Origin of the sequence: Mesorhizobium wenxiniae (assembly GCF_002284535.1) — a bacterium.
Lineage (GTDB): Bacteria > Pseudomonadota > Alphaproteobacteria > Rhizobiales > Rhizobiaceae > Mesorhizobium > Mesorhizobium wenxiniae.
In genome coordinates this window covers 85,432-107,946 of the sequence record NZ_NPKH01000034.1, presented here as the reverse complement: position 1 = coordinate 107,946, position 22,515 = coordinate 85,432, and the positions used below count along the sequence as shown (strand labels likewise).

General features: G+C 62.8%; 18 protein-coding genes. 7 read left to right on the top strand and 11 right to left on the bottom strand.

Annotated features, from left to right (window positions below):
- Window positions 1-396 precede the first annotated feature (396 nt).
- Together CIT31_RS26885 and CIT31_RS26880 are read left to right on the top strand one after the other, a co-directional pair.
- Complete coding sequence (locus tag CIT31_RS26885) at window positions 397-1,092, top strand: RNA polymerase sigma factor (protein ID WP_095521083.1); 696 nt, start codon at window positions 397-399, stop codon at window positions 1,090-1,092.
- A gap of 278 nt (window positions 1,093-1,370) precedes the next feature.
- Window positions 1,371-2,645 carry a hypothetical protein gene (locus CIT31_RS26880; RefSeq protein ID WP_245316480.1) on the top strand — a complete coding sequence of 425 codons (1,275 nt, stop codon included), beginning with the start codon at window positions 1,371-1,373 and terminating at the stop codon, window positions 2,643-2,645.
- A 365-nt stretch (window positions 2,646-3,010) separates the two neighbouring features.
- Here the strand turns inward: CIT31_RS26880 and CIT31_RS26875 are convergent, their stop codons facing one another.
- From CIT31_RS26875 to CIT31_RS26855, 5 genes are read right to left on the bottom strand one after another with little or no spacing between them, the layout of a single operon-like run.
- The gene (locus CIT31_RS26875) at window positions 3,011-3,841 is read right to left on the bottom strand and encodes a dipeptide ABC transporter ATP-binding protein (protein WP_095521081.1); all 831 of its coding nucleotides are present in this window, start codon (window positions 3,839-3,841) and stop codon (window positions 3,011-3,013) included.
- Window positions 3,838-4,713 carry an ABC transporter ATP-binding protein gene (locus CIT31_RS26870; protein WP_095521080.1) on the bottom strand — a complete coding sequence of 292 codons (876 nt, stop codon included), beginning with the start codon at window positions 4,711-4,713 and terminating at the stop codon, window positions 3,838-3,840. The genes CIT31_RS26875 and CIT31_RS26870 overlap by 4 nt, the downstream gene beginning before the upstream one ends.
- 2 nt (window positions 4,714-4,715) lie before the next feature.
- Window positions 4,716-5,633, bottom strand: coding sequence for an ABC transporter permease subunit (locus tag CIT31_RS26865; protein ID WP_095521079.1), 918 nt, complete (start codon window positions 5,631-5,633; stop codon window positions 4,716-4,718).
- Between the two features lies 1 nt (window position 5,634).
- Window positions 5,635-6,642: an ABC transporter permease subunit gene (locus CIT31_RS26860; RefSeq protein WP_029357038.1), complete on the bottom strand. Its 1,008-nt coding sequence runs from the start codon at window positions 6,640-6,642 to the stop codon at window positions 5,635-5,637.
- Between the two features lie 58 nt (window positions 6,643-6,700).
- Entirely contained in the window at window positions 6,701-8,293 is a 1,593-nt protein-coding gene (locus tag CIT31_RS26855; protein WP_029357039.1) for an ABC transporter substrate-binding protein, read from the bottom strand.
- A gap of 429 nt (window positions 8,294-8,722) precedes the next feature.
- Between CIT31_RS26855 and CIT31_RS26850 the strand changes: the two genes are divergently transcribed.
- Together CIT31_RS26850 and CIT31_RS26845 are read left to right on the top strand one after the other, a co-directional pair.
- Window positions 8,723-10,585, top strand: coding sequence for a long-chain fatty acid--CoA ligase (locus CIT31_RS26850; RefSeq protein WP_095521078.1), 1,863 nt, complete (start codon window positions 8,723-8,725; stop codon window positions 10,583-10,585).
- An 85-nt stretch (window positions 10,586-10,670) separates the two neighbouring features.
- Window positions 10,671-11,330: a class I SAM-dependent methyltransferase gene (locus CIT31_RS26845; RefSeq protein ID WP_095521156.1), complete on the top strand. Its 660-nt coding sequence runs from the start codon at window positions 10,671-10,673 to the stop codon at window positions 11,328-11,330.
- Window positions 11,331-11,340: 10 nt separating this feature from the next.
- Here the strand turns inward: CIT31_RS26845 and CIT31_RS26840 are convergent, their stop codons facing one another.
- Both CIT31_RS26840 and pgi read right to left on the bottom strand, forming a co-directional pair.
- Window positions 11,341-12,063, bottom strand: coding sequence for an HAD family hydrolase (locus CIT31_RS26840; RefSeq protein ID WP_029357042.1), 723 nt, complete (start codon window positions 12,061-12,063; stop codon window positions 11,341-11,343).
- Window positions 12,064-12,068: 5 nt separating this feature from the next.
- Window positions 12,069-13,712 carry a glucose-6-phosphate isomerase gene (gene pgi / locus CIT31_RS26835; protein ID WP_095521077.1) on the bottom strand — a complete coding sequence of 548 codons (1,644 nt, stop codon included), beginning with the start codon at window positions 13,710-13,712 and terminating at the stop codon, window positions 12,069-12,071.
- 292 nt (window positions 13,713-14,004) lie between these two features.
- Here pgi and pdxR point away from each other — a divergent pair, with 292 nt between their 5' ends.
- Window positions 14,005-15,498, top strand: coding sequence for a MocR-like pyridoxine biosynthesis transcription factor PdxR (pdxR, locus tag CIT31_RS26830; protein WP_029357044.1), 1,494 nt, complete (start codon window positions 14,005-14,007; stop codon window positions 15,496-15,498).
- 186 nt (window positions 15,499-15,684) lie between these two features.
- Window positions 15,685-17,274, top strand: a complete 1,590-nt coding sequence (locus CIT31_RS26825) for a trimethylamine methyltransferase family protein (protein WP_095521076.1) — start codon at window positions 15,685-15,687, stop codon at window positions 17,272-17,274.
- A gap of 21 nt (window positions 17,275-17,295) precedes the next feature.
- Here CIT31_RS26825 and CIT31_RS26820 read toward each other — a convergent pair whose 3' ends face one another.
- From CIT31_RS26820 to CIT31_RS26810, 3 genes are read right to left on the bottom strand one after another with little or no spacing between them, the layout of a single operon-like run.
- On the bottom strand, window positions 17,296-17,694 hold the full coding sequence (locus CIT31_RS26820; RefSeq protein WP_065005970.1) for a hypothetical protein: 399 nt from the start codon (window positions 17,692-17,694) through the stop codon (window positions 17,296-17,298).
- Between the two features lie 54 nt (window positions 17,695-17,748).
- Window positions 17,749-19,152: a chromate efflux transporter gene (chrA, locus tag CIT31_RS26815; RefSeq protein ID WP_095521075.1), complete on the bottom strand. Its 1,404-nt coding sequence runs from the start codon at window positions 19,150-19,152 to the stop codon at window positions 17,749-17,751.
- On the bottom strand, window positions 19,149-19,964 hold the full coding sequence (locus CIT31_RS26810; RefSeq protein ID WP_095521074.1) for a chromate resistance protein ChrB domain-containing protein: 816 nt from the start codon (window positions 19,962-19,964) through the stop codon (window positions 19,149-19,151). The genes chrA and CIT31_RS26810 overlap by 4 nt, the downstream gene beginning before the upstream one ends.
- Before the next feature lie 192 nt (window positions 19,965-20,156).
- Between CIT31_RS26810 and CIT31_RS26805 the strand changes: the two genes are divergently transcribed.
- Complete coding sequence (locus CIT31_RS26805) at window positions 20,157-20,576, top strand: GFA family protein (RefSeq protein WP_095521073.1); 420 nt, start codon at window positions 20,157-20,159, stop codon at window positions 20,574-20,576.
- A gap of 107 nt (window positions 20,577-20,683) precedes the next feature.
- Here the strand turns inward: CIT31_RS26805 and CIT31_RS26800 are convergent, their stop codons facing one another.
- Window positions 20,684-22,489, bottom strand: coding sequence for an IlvD/Edd family dehydratase (locus tag CIT31_RS26800; RefSeq protein ID WP_095521155.1), 1,806 nt, complete (start codon window positions 22,487-22,489; stop codon window positions 20,684-20,686).
- Window positions 22,490-22,515: the final 26 nt, after the last annotated feature.

The following is a 22,515-nucleotide window of genomic DNA, read 5'->3' as shown; positions in this document are numbered from 1 at the left end:
TTCCACTCGGCTGCAAAACGCTGCAGGTCAAAACTCGATCATCTTGCAGCCGCCGATGGCTAAGAGGCGTCAGGAACGCGCCAGGTCAGCTCGTTGCGGAGAAGCTGGCCGAACACCCGCTATGGCGCAAAGCGGTCGCTCGTCACATCAGCACTCCATTGCATTCCGCCTCTCGGCGATAGCAGCCATCGTCTCAGGTTCGATGCACGGATCACGCGCCGCCGCTGCATGCGATTGCGATAGGGATGTACAATTCTCAGTAATCGGCGCCATCATCCACAGTTGGTCTTGGCAGCGCACAGGCCGTGCAGGACTCGCGAACATCTCTTCGGCAGGCACTCTCGTGTTGAGCTGGCCCGCACGCCACAGGTACCGGTGAAGCGCTTGGAGAGCACCATGACGAAGCCGATCGCACCGACCGAGGCAGTGAGAGTGGAAGACCTCGACGATGCGGCATTGGTCGATCGCGCGCAACAGCGCGACGGGGCTGCTTTCTGGTTGATCATAAAACGTCACAACCAGCGCCTCTATCGAATCGCTCGCGCCGTCCTGGATGACGACGCCGAGGCGCAGGACGTGCTCCAGGAGACCTACATCCACGCCTTCATGCATTTGTCCGAATTCCGCGCGGAGGCACAGCTCTCCACCTGGCTCACCCGGATCACGCTGAACGAGGCGCTGGGCCGCCGCCGGCAAAGGCGACCGACGGTCGACGTAAAGGCGATCAAAGCCATGCCCGCTCCGTTCAGCGCATACAACGCTGACCCGGAGGAGGCATCCGCCCTCGCCGAGATCCGCCGGCTGCTGGAACGCGCGGTCAGTGACCTTCCGGAGCACTTTCGCATCGTGTTTGTTATGCGCGATGTCGAGGAAATGAGCACTGAGGAGACGGCCCTCCTTCTCGGTTTGCGACCTCAGACCGTGAAGACTCGGCTGCATCGCGCGCGCCGGCTGCTGCGTGAGACGCTGCGGGACAAGCTTGCCACCGTGTTTACCGACACCTTTCCCTTTGCGGGCGCGCCTTGTGACCGCCTCATGCAATCGGTCCTCGACCGGCTTGGAATTAGTCTTCTGCAATTGCAGGCTTACTAGGCGGCAGAGCGACCGAGCACGGGTTGCGCGAGTCGTGCCGACTTCAGGAGGTCCTCCGGCGGGCAGCGGCGAAGTCGGGAACCTTTTGACAGTTGGGACCATCCAATGCTCATCGGCCGCAGAGCGCCGGTGAAGATCTGTGTTGGATCCGGCCAACCGTGGAGGCTGCCGACCGGCAAATCTATTAGGGAGGACTGCCAATGCTCATGCGTGTTAAGGTAATCGCCTGCTTTTCCGTTCTCGTGCTCTCCTCAACTCTGATACCGACCGCTGCCCAAATGAGCGCGAAGGGATCGACAAGCGGGAAGGATTTTGACGACGCGGCCGCTGAGCAGGCTAAGCAGTATCTTGAAGAAGGCCGCGAGACATTCCGCTTCGATACGTTCGGCAGCGAGGATTTCTGGGGTGGAAAGCTCAAGCTTCACGACGCGATCGCTGGCGATAAGCTAGGTGGCGCAGGACCAGGGCTCAGCCCGCAAAAGGCCCTCGAACTCGGCCTGAAGGTCGATGTGAACGCCATCCCGAAGGATGTGGCCGAGGCACTTAACAAAGGTGAAGTCGATCTCGCGGACCCGGCCAGCACGCTTCTCCTGCTCAAAGCCAACGCCGTTGTCGGAGTAACCGGTTTTTTTGGCGAGGACGGGAAGACGCTGACTTCCGTCGGCATTCAGTGCGCGGTGTGCCATTCGACGGTCGACGACTCATATGCGCCGGGCATCGGGCACCGACTCGACGGCTGGCCCAACCGAGACCTCAATATAGGGGCGATCGTGGCCTTGGCGCCGGATCTGACCGCCTTTGTAGAAATGCTGCAGATCCCCGAAGCGGAGGTGAAGAAGGCAGTAGAGGCTTGGGGGCCGGGAAAATTCGATGCGGAACTGAATCTCGATGGCAAGGCCTTCCGGCCAGACGGCAAGACTGCCGCCACGCTCAATCCGCCGGCCTTCGGGCTAGCGGGCGTAAACAACCACACGTGGACCGGCTCCTGGGGGACGGTGAGCTACTGGAACGCCTACGTCGGCAATCTCGAAATGCATGGGAAAGGCGTGTTTTACGATCCGCGGCTGGACGACGCCGAGAAGTATCCGGTCGCCGCCAGAACGAAGCAAGGCCACAAGCAGGACAGCGAAGACCGGATTACTGCCAAGCTGCCCGCCCTCCACTTCTACCAGCTCTCTCTGCCAACCCCAAAGCCGCCGGAAGGCTCCTTCGACAGTGCCGCTGCAGAGAACGGGATGGCGCTGTTCAACGAGAAGGCCAGATGCGCTACCTGCCATGTCCCGCCAATCTTCACGGAGCCGGGCTGGAACCTGCACACGGCGGAGGAGATCGGGATCGACGATTTCCAAGCGATGCGCTCTCCTGACGAGAGGTACCGAACCGCGCCGCTGCGTGCCCTGTGGGATGTCGAGAAGATCCACAAAGGCGGGTTTTACCACGATGGGCGGTTCGCCACGCTTGGTGACGTGCTGGAGCACTACAACAGTCATCTCGGCCTCAATCTGACCGATCGGGAAAAGAGCGATCTAATCGAGTATCTGAAATCGATTTGATCTGAGGTTCGGCGTGAATCCGGTATTCCCTTTGCCAGTGCTAATGGGCTCGCTTCCTACATGACGGGTTCGCCTGTGACACGAGGGGCCGGAACCACGCCGAAGAGTGTGGCGCCATACCAGAATTCTCCAAATCAGAGGCGCCGCTGCGGCAAGGTGCACCCATTTCCTGAAGCCGAACGCGTGCGAGATCGTCGCAGGCGAGATCAGCCCGGATGGCTGGTGCCGCTTTCGCGAACCGCTGCCGGCCTGAGGGATTGATCGGTTCATAACAAGGACTGCTTTTCCCGCCTAATCCAGAGCTGCTGCTCTGCTTGTTGAAGGTCGCGAATGGGTCAAACTCGGTCATTCAGAGTAGTTTGACTCTAGGCCGCCTTCTTCTTCGCCAGCCTCGCCTTGATCGAGGCGACGTCGGCGCGCGGCGTGGCCGCGAATAGCGTCTTAGTGTAGCTGTGCTTAGGGTCGGCAAAGACTTCGTCGCGCGAACCGTATTCGACCGCCTCGCCGTAATACATGACCATCACGTCGTCGGCGATGTAGCGCACCACCGACAGGTCGTGGCTGATGAAGACATAGGTCAGCTTGAATTCGTCCTGCAGGTCGGCGAGCAGGTTGAGCACCTGCGCCTGCACCGACAGATCGAGCGCCGAAACCGGCTCGTCGAGCACCAAAAGGCTTGGATTGAGCATCAGCGCGCGGGCAATGGCGATGCGCTGGCGCTGGCCGCCCGAGAACATGTGGGGGTAGCGGTTGTAGTGTTCGGGGCCGAGGCCGACCTTCTTCAGCATCTTCATGGCGAGATCGCGCCGTTCGGCGGCCGGCTTGTCGGTGTTGATGAGCAGCGGCTCGCCCAGCACGTCGCCGATCTTCTGGCGCGGATTGAGCGAACCATAAGGGTTCTGGAAGACGATCTGCACCTTGCGGCGCATCTCCTTCGTCAAGCCATCCTTGGCGATGTCGACCTTGTTGCCGTCGATGAAGAGTTCACCTGATGTCGCCGGATCGATCAGGGTGATGATGCGGGCGAGCGTTGACTTGCCGCAGCCGCTTTCGCCGACGATGGCCAGCGTCTTGCCCTTGTCGACGCTGAAGGAAACGCCCTTGACCGCATGCACCGTGCGCGAGGGACGAAACAGGCCGCCGCCGACATGATAGTCGCGCACGATGTTCTTGCCTTCGAGAACCGTCACACTCATGGCGCGGCTCCCGTTGCAGTCCCGGCTCCCGCAGCAGAGGGGGCCGGTTCGAACAGCATGTCGGAAATGGTCGGCAGCCGGTCGCCGACGGCATTTTCCGGCAGCGCCGACAGCAGCGCGCGCGTGTAGTTGCTCTTCGGCTGCTCGAACAGCGACAGCACGTCTGCCTCCTCCATCTTGCGGCCCTTGTACTGGACGATGACGCGGTCGGCGGTTTCGGCCACGACGCCCATATTGTGGGTGATCATGATCAGTCCCATGCCATATTTGGCCTGCAGGCCAACCAGAAGGTCAAGGATCTGCTTCTGGATGGTGACATCGAGCGCGGTGGTCGGCTCGTCGGCGATCAGCAGCTTCGGATTGCAGGCAATGGCGATGGCGATCATGACGCGCTGACACTGGCCGCCCGACATCTGGTGCGGGAACGAGTTCAGCCGCTCTTCCGGATCGGCAATGCCGACCAGCTTCATCAGCTCGATGGCGCGGGCCCGGCGCTGGGCGCGGTCCATGCCCATGTGGAAACGCAGCACCTCCTCGATCTGGAAGCCGGCGGTGAAGCACGGATTGAGGCTGGCGATCGGCTCCTGGAAGATCATCGAGATGTCCTTGCCGACGATCTTGCGGCGCTCGGACGGGCTGAGCTCGAGCAGGTCGATGCCGTCGAAGGCCATGCGGTCGGCCTTTACCGTGGCCGTATTCGGCAGAAGCCCCATCACTGCCAGCATCGCGACCGATTTGCCGGAGCCGGATTCGCCGACGATCGCCAGCACCTCGCGCGGCTCGATCGACAGGTCGATGCCTTGTACGGCCATGAAAGGTCCGGCGGCGGTATCGAAGGACACGGTGAGGTTCTTGATCTCGAGAAGAGGCATGGTCACGACCTCTTCAGCTTGGGGTCAAAGGCATCGCGCAGGCCATCGCCGATCAGGTTGATGGCAAGCACCGTGATTAGAATGGCAAGGCCGGGGAAGGTCACCACCCATGGCGCGCGCAGGATGAACTCGCGCGCCGTGGCCAGCATCGTGCCCCATTCCGGCGTCGGCGGCTGCGCGCCGACGCCGAGGAAGCCGAGAGCCGCGGCCTCGAGAATGGCGTTGGAGAAGGACAGCGTCGCCTGCACGATCAGAGGTGCCATGCAGTTCGGCAAGATCGTCTTCACCATCAGCCTGAGGTGACTGGCACCGGCCACCTTGGCGGAGATCACATATTCGCGGTTCTTTTCAGCCATCACCGCCGCGCGCGTGAGCCGCGCGAAATGCGGCTGCAGCACCAGCGCAATCGCCAGCATGGCGTTGAACAGGCCGGGTCCGAGGATCGCCACCAGAACCAGGGCGAGGAGCAGCGACGGGAAGGCCAGAATGACGTCCATGATGCGCATGATCAGCGTATCGACCCAGCCGCGGAAATAGCCGGCGAGCACGCCGAGGACGATGCCGCTGGTCAGCGAGAAAACGACGACGACCAGACCGATGAACAGCGAGAACCGCGCGCCGAAAATCAGCCGCGAAAGCATGTCGCGGCCGACCGCGTCGGTGCCGAGCAGGAACATCGATTTGCCGCCCTCCTGCCAGACCGGGGGCGTCAGCAGCGAATCGCGAAACTGTTCGTCAGGCGAATGCGGCGCGACCAGCGGTGCGAAAATCGCGATCAGCACCAGAGCCGCGAACACGACCAGGCCGATGACGGCGCCGGTGTTCATCGAGTAGTAATGCCAGAACTCGGCGAAGGCGCGCTGCCGGCCGCCGGTCGGAATGGCGGCGGCGGTGGCTTCTGCCGTGGTTTGGTCGGTCATCTCACTGCACCCGGATTCGTGGGTTGATGACGGCGTAGAGCACGTCGACGATCAGGTTCACCGCCATGACAATTAGCGCGATGATCAGCAAGCCGCTCTGGACGACGACATAGTCGCGCTTGGCGATCGCGTCGATCATCCACTTGCCGATACCGGGCCACGAAAAGATCGTTTCGGTCAGGATGGCGCCGGCCATCAGGGTGCCGACCTGCAGGCCGATGGTGGTAACGACGGGGATCAGCGCATTGCGAAAAGCGTGGAGCCCGATGACGCGGCGCGGCGCCAGGCCCTTGGCGCGGGCGGTGCGGACATAGTCTTCGCCCAGCACCTCCAGCATCGCCGACCGCGTCTGCCGCGCTATAACGGCGAGCGGGATTGTCGCCAGCACGATCGCCGGCAGGACCAGATGACTGGCGGCGGACCTGAAAGCGCCGCTCTTGCCGGAGATCAGGCTGTCGATCAGCATGAACCCCGTGGTCGGCTTGAAGAAATACTGAAGGCCGATGCGGCCGGAAACCGGCGTCCAGCCGAGATAGCCGGAGAAGAAGATGATGAGCAGCAGGCCCCACCAGAAGATCGGCATCGAATAGCCGGTCAGCGCCACACCCATCGTCGCCTGGTCGAACCATGATCCGCGCTTGACCGCGGCGAAGATACCGGCGGGAATGCCGATGAGCACGGCAATGATCAGCGCGATCGTCGCCAGTTCCAGCGTCGCCGGAAACAGCGCCTGGAATTCACCGAGCACAGGCCGCTTGGTGGCGAGCGATATGCCGAAGTCGCCGGTCAGGACCCTGCCGATATACTCCAGATACTGGATGACATAAGGCCGGTTGTAGCCAAACCGCTCGATAAGCTCGGCGTAGCGTTCGGGGCTGACGCCGCGCTCGCCAGCCAGGGCCAGGATCGGGTCGCCCGGCAGGAGACGGACGAAAGCGAATGCCGCCAGCGATATGCCGAACACCGTCGGGATGATCAGGGCGAGCTTGTGGAGGAGATAGCGGAGCATCTTACTTCATAGAACGGCGGCGCCGGAAGTCCAGCGCCGCCGTCGAATTTCTCAGGAGTTATTCGGTGACGTCGACGCCGTCGAACCTATGAATGCCGAGCGGGTCCATGACGAAGCCGGTAACTTTCTTGTTCATCGGCATGAAGACCTTGGAATGGGCGATGGTCAGCCATGGCGCCTCACGCTTGAACACGACCTGAGCTTCCTCGTAGATCTTGGTGCGCTCCGCGACGTCAGTAGTTGCCTTGCCCTTCTGCAGCAGGGCTTCGAACTCCTGGTTGCACCATATCGCATAGTTGGACTGGCCGATGGCATCGCAGCCGAGCAGGAACAGGAAGTTGTCCGGATCGCCATTGTCACCGGTCCAGCCCAGTTGGAAGGCGCCGTCGCGGTCCTTGGCCTTGCCGCGTTCGCGATACTCGGTCCATTCGTAGCTGACGATCTCGGCCTTCACGCCGATCTTGGCGTAGTCGGCCTGAATCAGTTCGGCTACTCTTTGGGCGTTCGGATTGTACGGGCGGCTGACGGGCATTGCCCAGATCTTCATCGAGAGATCCGTGACGCCGGCATCAGTCAGCATCTTCTTGGCCGCGTCCGGATCGTACGGATCGTCCTTGATGTCCTTGTTATAGGACCACATCGTCGGCGGGATCGGGTTTATGGCCGCCTGGCCAGCGCCCTGATAGACCGCATCGAGAATGGCCTGCTTGTTGACGGCCATGTTGAGGGCCTTGCGGACCTCGACCTTGTCGAAGGGCGGCTGGGTCGTGTTATAGGCCATGTAGCCGATGTTCAGGCCTTCCTGCTCGTCGACCTTGAGGTTCGGGTCGGCTTTCAGGCCGGCAATGTCGGCCGGCGCCGGATACGACATGATATCGCACTCGCCCGCCTTCAGCTTCTGCGCGCGCACGGCCGGATCGGTCGTGATGGCAAAGATCAGATCGTCGATTTTCTGGCGGCCGCCATAGTAGCCGTCCCATGCCGCATAGCGGATGACCGCATCGACCTGGTAGTCGACGAACTGGAACGGACCGGTGCCGATCGGCTTTTGGGTGAATTGCTGCCTGGTGCCGGCCTTGTCGAGCTGGTCGGCATATTCCTTGGAGACGATCGAAGCAAAATCCATGCCGAGGTCCGGCAGGAAAGCGACTTCAGGCTTGTTCAGCACGAATTTCACCGTCAGGTCGTCGACCTTGACGATTTCCTTGAGAAGATCCGGGAAGCCCATGCCGGCAAAATATTCCCAGCCGGTGCCTGCCAGATAGTCGAACCACGGGTTTTCCTTCTTCCACTGGCGTTCGAAGGAGAAGATCACGTCGTCGGCGTTGAGATCGCGCGTCGGCGTGAAGTAGTCGGTGGTCTGGAACTTCACACCCGGCCGAAGCTTGAACGTGTATTCGAGACCGTCGTCAGAAACCGTCCAGCTCTCGGCGAGGCCGGGGGTGATGGTGGTTTTGCCGTGTTCGAACTCGACCAGGCGCGAATAGATGGTGCGCGACGACGCGTCGAAGTCGTTGCCACCGCTCCACGGCGACGGGTCGAAGCCGGCCGGCGACGCCTCCGAGCAGTAGACCAGCTGTTTCGCATTGGCCATGCCGCCGAGGACGCTTGCGGCCAGCAACGCGGCCGCAAAAGTCAGTTTCTTTTTCATGGAGGACTCCCTGATGTTCTTCCAAGCCCCTCTATCAGGCTCGCGAAGCGCGCATATAAGCACCGTTTTTCCGGCTTTGGAACACCCCGTTTGCCTACCCCATGGGAAGCAGAATTTAATTCTCCGGCATCCTCGATAAAGAGAATGAAATGTTAATTTCTGCCGATCACGGTATTATTAACGACTGCATTTTTTTATTGATCTTCAACCCGGCGTTGGTGAGGAACCGCGACCATCGGCTTGTCATTGGCGCGGAAGATTTCTTTCCAGTCTTGCCGCAGGGTCAGACTTGCACGGCTGCCGATAGTCGCAATACATAGATGGCAGGCTGCATTTCCTGGATGCCGGCAGCAGCGGAGGACGTCTCTGTCATTCGGAGGCAACGCGGCGGGCAAGCAGAGACAATAAGAACAACCGAGGGAGGGACAGGTGGCAAAAGCACCAAGGACAACGGCCCCCGCGAAAGCGAGGGCCAAAACTGCCGCAAAACCGGCCAGTTCCGACAAGCCAAAGGCGCCGACGGCCAAAGCCGTTGCCAAGCCGAAAGCGGCACCGACATCGGCTACATCGGCGTCGAAGCCGGGTCCGGCCGAGAGATTGCCGAAAGCGGTTGGCGCCGGATCGCCGGAAAGGCCTTGGCTCAAGAGCTACCCGAAGGTCGTTCCTGCCGAGATCGGCGCCCTGCCGTTCGGCTCAATCGGCGATCTGCTCGCCGACGCCTGCAAGCAGTATGCCAGCCGGCCGGCCTTCACCTGCATGGGCAAGACCATCACCTATGCGGAAGTCGAGCGGCAATCGGCCGCCTTCGCCGCCTATCTGCAGTCTACGGGACTGCAGAAAGGCGCACGCGTGGCGGTGATGATGCCGAACGTGCTGCAATATCCGGTGGCGATGATGGCAGTGCTGCGTGCCGGCTATGTCGTGGTCAACATCAACCCGCTCTACACGCCGCGCGAGCTGGAACATCAGCTCAGGGATTCAGGCGCTCAAGCCATCGTCATTCTCGAAAATTTCGCCAACACCTTGCAGGCGGTGATCGCCAAAACCGCTGTCAAGCATGTCGTGGTCGCGGCGATGGGCGACATGCTTGGCGGCCTGAAAGGAACGATCGTCAATCTCGTCGTGCGCCGCGTGAAGAAGATGGTCCCGGCCTGGTCGCTGCCCGGCCATGTCAAGTTCAACGCCGCGTTGAAAGCAGGCACCGGCATGAATTTCAAGCCGGTGAAGGTCGCTGCCGACGATGTCGCCTTCCTGCAATATACCGGCGGCACCACCGGCATCTCGAAGGGCGCGGTACTGCTGCACAGCAACGTGCTGGCCAATGTGGCGCAGAACGCGCTCTGGATCGAGGACGCCTTCACGGTCAAGCCGAAACCGGCGCATCTCAACTTCATCTGCGCGCTGCCGCTCTACCATATCTTCGCGCTGACGGTGAACGCACTGATGGGCATGCAGCTCGGCGGCCAGAACATACTCATTCCCAATCCGCGCGACATTCCCGGCTTCGTCAAGCAACTCGGCAAATATCCGATCCACATCTTTCCAGGCCTCAACACGCTGTTCAACGCGCTGCTAAACAATGAAGATTTCCGCAAGCTTGACTTCAAGCCACTGATCCTGACGCTGGGCGGCGGCATGGCGGTGCAGAAGGGTGTTGCCGAACGCTGGAAGGCGTTGACCGGCTGCCCGGTTACCGAGGGCTACGGGCTTTCGGAAACCTCGCCGGTGGCCACCGCCAACACATTCAGCAATGGCACCTTCACCGGCACGATCGGCCTGCCGCTGCCCTCGACCGAGATCGCCATCCGCGAGGACGACGGCAACGATTTGCCGCTCGGCGAAGTCGGCGAGATCTGCATACGCGGACCGCAAGTGATGGCCGGCTACTGGAACCGGCCGGACGAGACCGCCAAGGTGATGACCAAGGATGGTTTCTTCAAGTCGGGCGACATGGGCTTCATGGACGAGCGCGGCTACACCAAGATCGTCGACCGCAAGAAGGACATGATCCTGGTGTCCGGCTTCAACGTCTATCCGAACGAACTCGAGGAAGTCGTGGCGCTGCATCCGGGCGTGCTCGAAGTGGCGGCGATCGGTGTGCCGGACGAGCATTCAGGCGAAGTGCCGAAGCTGTTCGTCGTCAAGAAGGACCCGTTGCTGACCGCTGAGGTGCTGACCGTCTATTGCCGCGAGAACCTGACCGGCTACAAGCGGCCAAAATACATCGAGTTTCGGACCGAACTGCCGAAGACGCCGGTGGGCAAGATTCTGCGGCGGGCGTTACGGGGATAGGGATAATTTGGGCGATTGCCTTACTGTAGATGACACGGTGGACACGCTTTCCCGTCACGATCCGCTGACATTCATCAAGGCGAACATGCGTATCGCCCCTGTTCCTGCGCTTCCCGAAATCCGGCTTTATGCAACGCATCCCGCGAGCGGTCTGTGGCGGCTCACGCATCAAGAAGGACAAGCAGCCGAGCCGGAAGAAGAAGGAACCGAAGCCGACGAGGACGGGCCCGAGCCGCATCCACCTTACTGGGCCTATGCCTGGGCCGGCGGCGCGGTGCTTGCCCGCTACATCCTCGATCGGCCGGAGTCCGTGGCCGGGCTTCGCGTGCTCGACCTCGGCGCCGGGTCGGGCCTCGTCGGCATCGCCGCGGCAAAGGCCGGAGCGCGCGAAGTGCTCGCGTCTGAGATCGACCGCAACGGCGTCGCGGCGCTCGGTCTCAATGCGGCGGCGAACGGCGTCGCAATCACAGTCGTCGGCCAGGACATCACCGCTGGTCCGCCGCCGCCGGTGGATGTCGTGGCAGCCGGCGACTTGTTTTACGGGCAAGATCTCGCCGACCGGGTCATCCCCTTCCTCGACCGCTGCCTGGCCGCACGCATCAATGTGCTGATCGGCGACCCGGGCCGGGCCTACCTGCCCCGCTCGCGGCTTCGGCTGCTGGCCGAATACCGCGTGCCGGATGTCGGCGAAGCAAAAGGCGCGGCGATGAAGCCGAGCGGTGTCTTCTCGTTCGAGCCGGAGTAGCCCTGCGAGTTCAGGTCGTCTCCTTGACCCTTGCCGAAAGAAAGTCGGGCAGGTCGGCAACCGAATCCAGAATGACGTCGGCGATCTGCGATAGCGATTCCCGCGTGCCGGTGCCGGAGAGCACGCCGATTGCCAGACCGCAGCCGCCGGCCCGCGCCATCTCCAGATCGTGGCGATTGTCGCCGACCATGGCGATCGCGGTCGGCCTCAGGCCGGTAAGGTCCGAGAAGGCAAGGATCGTATCCGGCGCCGGTTTCGGATTGGCCACCGCGTCGTAACCATAGGCGGCGTCGAACAGCTGCGCGACGCCGAGCGTCAGCAATGTCTTTTCCGCGCCAGTGGTCGAATCGTTGGTGGCGACGCCGAGCCGGTAGGATTTCCTGTGAAGAACGCCGAGCGTCTCGACGATGCCCGGCAGCGCCACCGCCATCGCCGAGCCCTGCACCGAGGTGATCTCGTTGAAGCGGGCGACGGCAAGCATCTGGTCTTCATCCGACAGCCGCGGAAACCAAAGCTCGACGACATCCATGTTGGTGCCGGAGGCGAAGATGGAGTCGGGCTTGAAGCGTTTGGTGGCGAAATCGTAGCCCGCCGCGGCAAGCAGCCTGTCGGCCTTCCAGCGGTCGCCCTCCGACGCATCCATCGCCATGAAATCGGCAACGCCGAGCCATGTTGCGTTGAAGTCGACAAGCGTGCCGTCCTTGTCGAACAATATTCCCTTGATCTCGGCCAAGCCGCTTACTCCGATCCGCGCAATCGGTGGATGTGTCCCACCAGTCCGGCGGTCGAAGCGTCCCGCTTTGCGGCATTCTCCTTGCCTTCCACGACAGGCAGCAGCCCGGTCGCCAGTTCCTTGCCGAGCTCGACGCCCCACTGGTCGAAGGAATTGATGTTGAAGAGCGTGCCTTCGACGAAGACGCGGTGCTCATAGAGCGCGATCAGCCGTCCGAACGTATGCGGATCGAGTTGTCTGTAGAGGATCGTCGTCGAGGGCCGGTTGCCGGAGAAGACGCGGTGCGGGGCGATCCTGTCGACCTCGGCGGGCGCCATGCCTTTCGCCAGCATCTGCGCGCGCGCTTCCTCCAGCGTGCGGCCCTTCATGAAAGCCTCCGACTGCGCCAGGCAGTTGGCGAGCAACAGATCGTGGTGATGCTTGAGGTCCGGCTCATGACCGATGGCCGCTGCGAGGAATTCGACTGGAATGAAATCGGTGCCCTGGTGCAGCAGCTGGAAGAAGGCGTGCTGGCCATTGGTGCCGGGCTCGCCCCAGACCAGCGGGCCGGTCGGCGTGGTCACAGCGCCGCCGTCGAGGGTGACGCTCTTGCCGTTCGATTCCATGTCGAGCTGCTGTAGATAGGCCGGCAGCCTCGACAGGCGCTGATCGTAGGGGATGACGGCGCGAGCGGGGTATTTACAGATCACCCGATGCCACCAGCCGACCAGCCCCATCAGCGCCGGCAGGTTCCTGGCCAGCGGCGCAGTCTGGAAATGCTCGTCCATCGCATGCGCGCCGTCGAGAAAGGCGCGAAAATTCTTCGGGCCGACGGCGATCATCACCGGCAGGCCGATCGCGCCCCAGACCGAATAGCGTCCGCCGACCCAGTCCCAGAAGCCGAAGACGCGGTCGGACGCGATGCCGAACTTGGCCACCAACTCCAGCGCCGTCGAGACGGCGGCGAAATGCTTGCCGACCGCTTCCTTGCCGAGCGCCTTCTGCACCCATTCGCGCGCCGTCTCGGCATTGGTCATCGTCTCGACCGTGGTGAAGGTCTTCGAGGCCACGATGAACAGCGTGGTTTCGGCGGAAAGGCCCATCAGCGTGTCGTGGATATGAGCGCCGTCGATATTGGACACGTAGTGCGTGCGCGGCCCGTCGTGATAGGGCGCCAGCGCCAGCGTCGCCATGGCCGGGCCAAGGTCGGACCCGCCGATGCCGATGTTGACGATGTCGGTGATCTTCTTGCCTGTGGCGCCGGCCGCCTTGCCGGAGCGCACGGCATCGGCGAAGACGCCCATCGCGTCGAGCACGGCGACAACCTCCGCCTTCACATCCTGACCGTCGAGCACGATGCCCTTGCCGTTCAGGTTGCGCAGGGCGGTGTGCAGCACGGCGCGGCCTTCGGTGACGTTGATCTTCTTGCCTGAGAACATCGCGGCGCGCCGGCCTTCGAGATCGGCGGCTCCCGCCAGCTTCTCCAGCATATCCATCGTCTGCGCATCGACCGCGCATTTCGACCAGTCGAGCAGCAGGTCGCCGTCGGTGGCGGAGAATTTTTCGAAGCGCTGCGGATCAGCGGCGAAAGCCTCGCGCATGCTGCCCGATTTGGCCGCACGGTGATCGCGCAGGGCGTCGAGCTGTTTTTGAAAGGACGATTGATCCACTGCCTCACTCCGAGCCTTGAAATGCCAACATAACAGACCGGATGTTTCCGGCGCGTGTCGTCGCGTCCAAACTATCTAGCCGAAATCAACTGGTTTCAATGCGCAGCGATGACGCACGGCGTCACGCTGGGATGACGCGTTGCGTCATGCCAGGGGATGACGCAGTGCAGCGAAGGATCACTGGCGTAAATCCCAGCGATCAGAAAAATTGATTGGCGCAACAGCTTGTGCCACCGGTACATTCGACTGGTCCAGCCAAGTGAAAAAAGCTGGCCATCGAGGAACATCTTCCATGCCACAGCGAAACGACACGGCCATATGGTCCGGCCTGTTCCGGATTTCGGCGGAATCCGGCCAGACCCTGCAGGCACAGATCCGTCAAGCAATCGTCGCCGCCATCCTCGACCGGCAAATCGCCGCCTCGATGCCGCTTCCGTCCTGCCGGATCCTGGCCGAGAAACTCGGCGTGGCGCGCGGCACCGTGGTGCTGGCCTTCCAGCAACTCGTCGACCAGGGTTTCCTTGTGGCGCGCGAACGGCGCGGCCATTTCGTCAATCCGGACGTGCTGGCGACGCCGGCCAAACCGCACCAGAAGGCGCCCGACCAGGCCAATGAGATCGACTGGAAGGCGCGCCGACAGATCGCGGCCAGCGACATGCCGCCGCCGGCCAAGCACGACAACTGGATCAAGTCGTCCTACCCCTTTGTCTATGGCCAGTTCGATCCGGCACTGTTCCCGACCGCCGAGTGGCGCGAGTGCAACCGCATGGCGCTCGCCGTGCTCGAGATCCGCAACTGGGCGTCCGACATGGTCGACCGCGACGATCCGCTGCTGATCGAGCAGATCCAGGCGCGGCTGTTGCCGCGGCGCGGCATCTTCGCCAACCCCGATGAGATCATCGTCACGCTCGGCGCGCAGAATGCGCTCTACATGCTGGCGACGCTGCTGATGACCAAAGGCTCCAAGGTCGCCATGGAAGACCCCGGCTATCCCGACGCACGCTCGATCTTCCGGCTGGCGGGCGCCGACGTCACACCGGTCCCGGTCGACCACTCCGGCATCGTAACCGCTTCTATTCCCAGTGATTCCGGCTTCGTCTTCGTGACGCCCAGCCACCATTGCCCGACCATGGTGCCGCTGTCGGCGGAGCGCCGGCAGGACCTGCTGGCGCGCGCCAATCGTCACAACCAAATCATCATCGAGGACGGCTATGACAGCCAGCTTCTGGACGAAGCGCCGCAGCAGGCGCTGAAGAGCCTCGACCGCTCGGGCCGCGTCATCTATGTCGGCTCAATGTCGAAGACGCTGGCTCCGGGCCTTAGGCTCGGCTACATCGTGGCCTCGGCCGGGCTGATCTCCGAGCTTCGCGCGCTACGCCGCTTCATGCTCCGTCATCCGCCGGCCAACAACCAGCGCGCGGTCGCACTGTTCTTGTCGCTTGGCCACCATGAGGCGCTGGTGCGGCGGCTGTCGAGCGCTTTCGACGAACGGCGCAAGCGTCTGATCCATGCAATTTCCGCTTTCCTGCCGGAGTGGCGCTCGACCGATTCCGCCGGTGGCGCGTCGCTCTGGCTCGAAGGGCCGCGCGGCACCGATTCGCGCGGGCTGGCCGAGGCCGCTGCCTCGCGCAGCGTCATCATCGAGCCTGGCGACCGCTTCTTCGACCGCACCGAAAAGCCGTCGCGCTTCATGCGGCTGGGCATCTCCTCGATTGCGCTGCAGCACATCGAGCCCGGCATCCGCGAACTCGCGACGGCGGCCGGGCGCAGGCCGGCGGCGGCTTGATGCCTCGGTCGGGGCGTGACAGAGACCGGCCGCCATTCTTTAGCGTTCTGGCATATGTGACGGGACCGTCTGGCTCATAGGCTGCACCAATGCCGGCGGCATAGTTCGAGGCATAAGGGGACGAAGCACGCCGATGGTGGACCAACCACCGCCGCCCGCTTCGCAGCTAAAGGTGGAGTGCCTCCCATGTCAGTGGCTGTTGAGAAGCCGGATACGCCCTCGGACCAACGTTCGCGGCGTTCCGGGGGGCGCGAAGCGCGCCGCGCCATGCGGGCGGCGCCGCTTGCCGACGATATCAAGCCGGTGCGCGCCGGCCTTGAAGGCGGAAGCTACGGGCCGCTCAGCGAAAACGACCGCGAGCGCATCCACGAAGCGGTGCTGACGCTGCTTGAAACGGTCGGCTTCGCCAATGCCATCCCATCCTGCATCGAGGCGCTGACCAAGGCCGGCGCCACGCTCGGCGAGGACGGCCGCATTCGTTTTCCGCGCGCGCTCGTCCTCGACACCATCAAGAAGGCCGCACGCCACTTCACCCTTCATGGCCAGGATCCCAAGCACGACATGCTGATCCAGGGCAAGCGCGTGCATTACGGGACGGCGGGCGCCGCCGTGCATCTGGTCGACGTCGAGAAGCGCGAGTATCGAGAGTCGCTGCTGCAGGACATCTATGACGCGGCCCGCATCGTCGAAGGGCTCGACAACATCCACTTCTTCCAGCGGCCGATGGTGCCGCGCGACATTCCCGATCCGCTCGACATGGATTTCAACACGCTCTACGCCTGCGTGATGGGCACGTCGAAGCATGTCGGCACGTCCTTCACGGTGCGCGAGAACGTCAAGCCGGCGCTCGACATGCTCTATGCCATTGCCGGCGGCGAAGAGAATTTTCGCGCGCGGCCTTTCGTCTCCAATTCGAACTGTTTTGTCGTGCCGCCAATGAAATTCGCCGAGGACGCCTGCGGCGTGCTCGAGGCCTGCGTCGAAGGCGGCATTCCGATCCTGTTGCTGTCGGCCGGCCAGGCAGGCGCCACAGCGCCGGCGGCGATCGCCGGCGCGGTGGTGCAAGCGGTGGCCGAAGTGCTCGCCGGCCTCGTCTATGTCAACGCCATCAAGCCGGGGCATCCGGCGATTTTCGGCACCTGGCCGTTCGTCTCGGATCTCAGGACCGGCGCCATGTCAGGCGGTTCGGCCGAGCAAGCGGTGCTGACGGCTGCCTGCGCCCAGATGGCGCAGTTCTACGACCTGCCCGGTGGTTCGGCCGCCGGCATGACGGATTCGAAACTGCCTGATATCCAGTCCGGTTACGAAAAGGGCATCACCGACGTGATGGCGGGCCTTGCCGGCCTCAACCTCGTCTACGAATCGGCCGGCATGCACGCCTCACTGCTCGGTTTCTGCCTGGAAAGCCTGATCATCGACAACGACATGCTTGGCCATTGCCTGCGCTGCGTGCGCGGCATCGAGGTGACCGATGAGTCGCTGTCGATAGACACCATCGCCGACGTCTGCCTGAAGGGGCCGGGTCACTATCTCGGCAACGAGCAGACGCTGCGGCTGATGCAGACGGAATATTTCTACCCGGCGGTTGGCGACCGGTTTTCGCCGAAGGAGTGGAACGAGAAAGGCAGGCCCGACATCTTGCAGCGGGCGATCATCGAGAAGAAACGCATCCTCGCCGAGCGCTTCCCTCGCCATGTCCCGAAGCTGGTCGACGACAAGTTGCGCGCCCGCTTCGGCAATCTTATCCATCTGCCGCGCAGCGGCATGGGCGGCTGAGAACGCTTCTCGTCAAAACGGTCAGTCGGTCCTCAACCCATAGCGCTCGACGACCTCGCCACTGATCAGCTTGGCATGCAGCGTCATCAGTATGATTTGCGCATCGAAGCTGTCGCCGGCCTCAAGTGCCGCCTCCAGCCGGCGCTCCGCATCCAGCCTATGTTGAAGGCCGTTGGATTGCTCGAATGCTTCCGGCCCGGCAATACAATAGCCAAATAGCTGCGCCACCGCTGGATAGGCTTGTAGTGGCGGCTCGTCAGACCAGTGGTCTTTCATCAGATTGACGATGGTGAGCTTTGCTCCCTCCGGCACAAGGGCGGGATGAAGGTCGACGCCGCGTAACGCGGCGTCGAGTTGCCTGAGGTCGCCTGATCGGCCGAACATTCCAAGGAAGCCTAGGGAAGAGCGTTGTCTCGCCATGATGTTCCTATCCGAATGCCCGAACTACAATGAAGCGACGGCCGCACGCAGCCGCTATCCGCTCGCTGCCAGCAACAAAACACCGGCAAAGGCCGATCCCGCAAGCGTCGGCAGCATGCCGATCTTCAGCTTCAGAATGGCGATCATGGCAGCACACGACAGCAGCGTCGCGCGCCAGTCGATGGATGAGAGCACCGGCACGTCCATTCCAAGCCCGATGTTGCGCACTTCGCCGAAGATGACGTGCAAGCCGAACCACAGAGCGAGATTCATGATGACGCCGACGACGGCGGCAGTGATCGCGGTCAGCGCCGCCGACAGCGCCTTGTTGCCGCGCAGGGCTTCGATGTAGGGCGCACCGAGGAATATCCAGAAGAAGCAAGGCGTGAACGTCGCCCATAGGGTGAGCATCGCCCCAAGCGATCCTGCAAGCAGCGGGCTCAACGATCCGGATTGGCGGAACGCGGCAAGAAAGCCGACGAACTGCAGGACCAGAATGAGCGGACCAGGCGTGGTTTCGGCAAGCCCGAGGCCATCGACCATTTCACCGGGTGCGAGCCAGCCGAAGGACTCGACCGCTGCCTGCGCGACATAGGCCAGGACCGCGTAAGCGCCGCCGAAGGTGACGACCGCCATGACGCTGAAGAAGCCACCGATCTCAGTCCACACGCTGGTGGATCCGGTGAACGCCCAGATCAGCAGCACGGGGCCGAGCCAGATCGGCAGCCAGATCGCAATGATGCGCGGCGCATGCCATCGCGTCGGCCTGGTGTGGGCTAGCTCGCCGCGGTCGAACATCAGGTCGACCGCGCCCTTGATGTCGGGAACCGCGTCTTTGCCGTGTGCCGCACCGGAAAAAAGGGCCGGCGCAACACGGTTTCCAATCCAGCCCGTCACGCCGGCAAGCAGGATGATGAGCGGAAACGGCAGGTTCAATGCATAGATGGCAATGAAGGCGGCGAGCGCGATCGAAACCATGACCCGGTTCTTCAGGGCCCGACGTCCGATCCGGATCATCGCCTCGATCACGATGGCGAGCACGGCCGCTTTCACCCCGAAAAACAGCGCCTCGACGAGGGGAGCGTCGCCGTATAGCGCATAGAGGATGCTCAAGGTGAGCATCACAAGCGCGCCCGGCGCGACGAACAGGATACCGGCGACCAGGCCGCCGATCGTCCGGTGCAACAGCCAGCCGATATAGATGGCGAGTTGCTGGGCTTCAGGGCCGGGCAGCATCATGCAGTAGTTCAACGCATGCAGGAAACGTTGCTCGCCGATCCAACGCCGTTCCTCGACCAATTCCTTGTGCATGAGCGCGATCTGGCCGGCTGGCCCGCCGAAGCTGAGCAGGCCGATTTTCGCCCAGAGCTTTACGCCTTCGCGGAAGGTTGGCGCAGCCGGCGCTTCGACGATCTCGCCCCCCGAAGCCTCCGTTCTGTCAGAAACCGGGGCGCTCATGGCTTGCTCACGCTTGGCCAGTTGTGCGTCTCCTCGGTGGCGTCGCGGCACCATCGGTAAAACGCATCGTAGAGCAGCATGCCTGCCTCCAGCTGTTCCAGATCGTCGCGAAACATCCGCGACAGGCCAAGCGAGGCGGCCAGGAATCCGGCCGCCTGGGGAACCAGATCGAGACTTGCAGTGTCGGCTGCGCGCACAATCATGGCCAGGCGGTCGAGCGCCTCGGATTCGAGCCCGAACTCTTCGATCATCGTGTCGAAGGTGCAGCGTTCGCCGCGGTGTGACCAGAACACATTGTCGATGTCGAAAGGCACGGCCTGAAAGCGATCCGCAGTGGCCAACACTTCGGCCGCCTCGACAAAGAGGAAAACAGCGCTCGGATCGATGAAACGCCGGATCAACCAGGGGCAGGCGATGCGATCGACCTTCGGGCGCGCCCGCGTCACCCATACGGTGCGGCCTTTTCCATCGCGGGGCGGTATCTTGCCGGCATCGACCAAAAGCCCCTTGGCATCGCCCCAGGCCTCGAAGCCGCCTTCGAGGGATTCGGCACTGACGCCCTCATGCCGCAGCCATGCGGCCACGCCTTGCGAGAGCTTTTGTCCTCTTTGGCAGATGACCGCCACTCGGCTGCCGGCGTATTCGGACGCCCAGGTAGAGACGGTTTTGAAATCACGCCGGCTTGAGGCCGGGAGCAGGCGCGGATCGGCGTTGTAATCATCTTCGATACGAACATCGACGATCGCGGGCGCACCCGGCAGACCAATCAGACGGGATAGTTGCGATACGGTGATAGCGGTTGTCGACGGCATGGCGTCCACCTCCTTGACAGAGAAGCTTGGACGCGAACGTTGGGCTGACGCCTCACGGGGTCGTCGCGATGCACCCCTTGCCATGATCGTGGATTTGTTGCGCCCGCTTGTCAAGCGTCATGCCTGAAGCAAAGGATGCTCTGGCTCCGGCGGCCGGTTTGGCGGAGCCAGAACACGTGTGGGAGGAAAACCATGAAAAAGACCTATCACGGCAGCTGCCATTGCGGCGCGGTCCGTTTCGAAGCCGACATCGACCTCGCCGAAGGCATCCGCAAATGCAATTGCAGCTTCTGCTGGAAGCTCGGCTACCGGAAATCCTTCGCGGCCTATGAGGCCGTGCGGGTGACGGACGGCCGCGACCGGATGGGGGAATACAAGGCGACGCCGTCGAACTGGCCGGAAGGCGACATCAACCACTATATGTGCCCGAACTGCGGCGCGAATTTTCTGTCGCGCGGCTTTCTCGACTTCATGGGCGGGAACTTCTGGGCGGTGAACGTCGCCTGCCTCGACGACGTTACCGAAGAGGAACTCGCCGAAGCACCCCTCGTCTACGAGGACGGCAGGCGCGACAGGCAGGATCGGGCGCCGGAGATCACAGGATATTTGTGAGCGGCGACTTCAGGCAGGCCAGGGCAGAACTGCGCTATAGGACTGACGGCGGCTTGATCCCGAACAAGCCGCCGGTTGCCCGTTGCGGAAAGCGCCCTGCCCGGCGTTCAGTGATTGTCCCGCGGCACGCCGCGGGTGTGCGCCACATCCTGGTACTTTACCGCCGGCTTCAGCACCATTCCTTCGGAAAACTGGTCGACCATGCCGCGCTGGATCTCCTGCCATGGCGTCTGGTGCTTGGGGTAGTGATAGCCGCCACTGTTCTGCAGCTCGGCGCGACGGCGCGTGATCTCGTCGTCGGTGACGAGAATGTCGGCGGTGCCCTTGCGCAGGTCGATGCGGACGCGGTCACCGGTCTTCAACAGCGCCAGCCCGCCGCCTATGGCGGCTTCGGGCGAGGCGTTGAGGATCGACGGCGAGCCCGACGTGCCCGACTGGCGACCGTCGCCGATGCAGGCCAGCGCATGAATGCCCTTCTTGATGAGATGGGCCGGCGGCTGCATGTTGACGACTTCGGCGCCGCCCGGATAACCGATCGGGCCGGCGCCGCGCATGAACAGGATCGTGTGCTCGTCGATGCCTTGCGCCGGATCGTCGATGCGGGCGTGGTAGTCTTCGGGCCCGTCGAAGACCATGGCGTTGCCTTCGAAGGCCTCGGGGTCCTTCGGGTTCGACAGATAGCGTTCGCGGAATTCGGGCGAGATACCGCTGGTCTTCATAATCGCCGAATCGAACAGATTACCCCTAAGATTGATGAAGCCGGCATTGGCTTTCAGCGGCTCGGCGACGGTGCGGATGACGTCGAGATTCTCGTTGACGGCCCCACTGCAATTGTCGCCCATCGTCTTGCCGTTGACGGTCATGGCGTCGGGATGGGGCAACAGCCCGGCCTTCATCAGTTCGGCCACCACCGCCGGCACGCCACCGGCATGATGATAATCCTCGCCGAGATATTCGCCCGACGGCTGCAGGTTGACGAGGAGCGGTATTTTGAGGCCGACCTGCTGCCAATCGTCATTGTCGAGCGGCACGCCGAGATGGCGTGCGATGGCGTTGAGATGGATCGGCGCGTTGGTCGAGCCGCCGATGGCCGAATTGACGACGATGGCATTCTCGAAGGCCTGTCGGGTCATGATGTCGGAGGGCTTCAGATCCTCATGCACCATGTCGACGATGCGTTTTCCCGTCTCATAGGCGATCTGGCCACGCTCGCGATATGGGGCGGGGATCGCGGCCGAGCCAGGCAGCTGCATGCCGAGCGCCTCGGCCAGCGAATTCATCGTGGTGGCGGTGCCCATGGTGTTGCAATAGCCGGTGGACGGCGCCGAGGAGGCGACGATGTCCATGAACTCGTCATAGCCGATTTCGCCTGCCGACAGGCGCTGGCGCGATTCCCAGACGATGGTGCCGGAGCCGGTGCGCTTGCCCTTGTGCCAGCCGTTCAGCATCGGGCCGACCGACAGCGCGATAGCCGGAATGTTGACGGTGGCCGCTGCCATCAGCAGGGCCGGCGTCGTCTTGTCGCAGCCGATGGTGAGCACGACGCCGTCGAGCGGGTAGCCGTAGAGCACCTCGACCAGGCCGAGATAGGCGAGGTTGCGGTCGAGTGCGGCGGTTGGGCGCTTGCCCGTCTCCTGGATCGGGTGGCATGGGAACTCGAAAGGGATGCCGCCCATCGAGACGATGCCCTCGCGCACGCGCTTGGCCAGCTCGATATGATGGCGGTTGCAGGGCGACAGATCCGAGCCGGTCTGGGCGATGCCGATCAGCGGCTTGCCCGACATCAGCTCGGCACGCGTCAGCCCGTAATTCAGATAGCGCTCGAGGTAAAGCGCCGTCATCCCCGGATTGTCGGGATTGTCGAACCACTCCTGCGAGCGAAATTTCTTTTTCTGCGTGGGGGCGCCGGCCATCATGGTCTCCGTATTTGTATGACAAA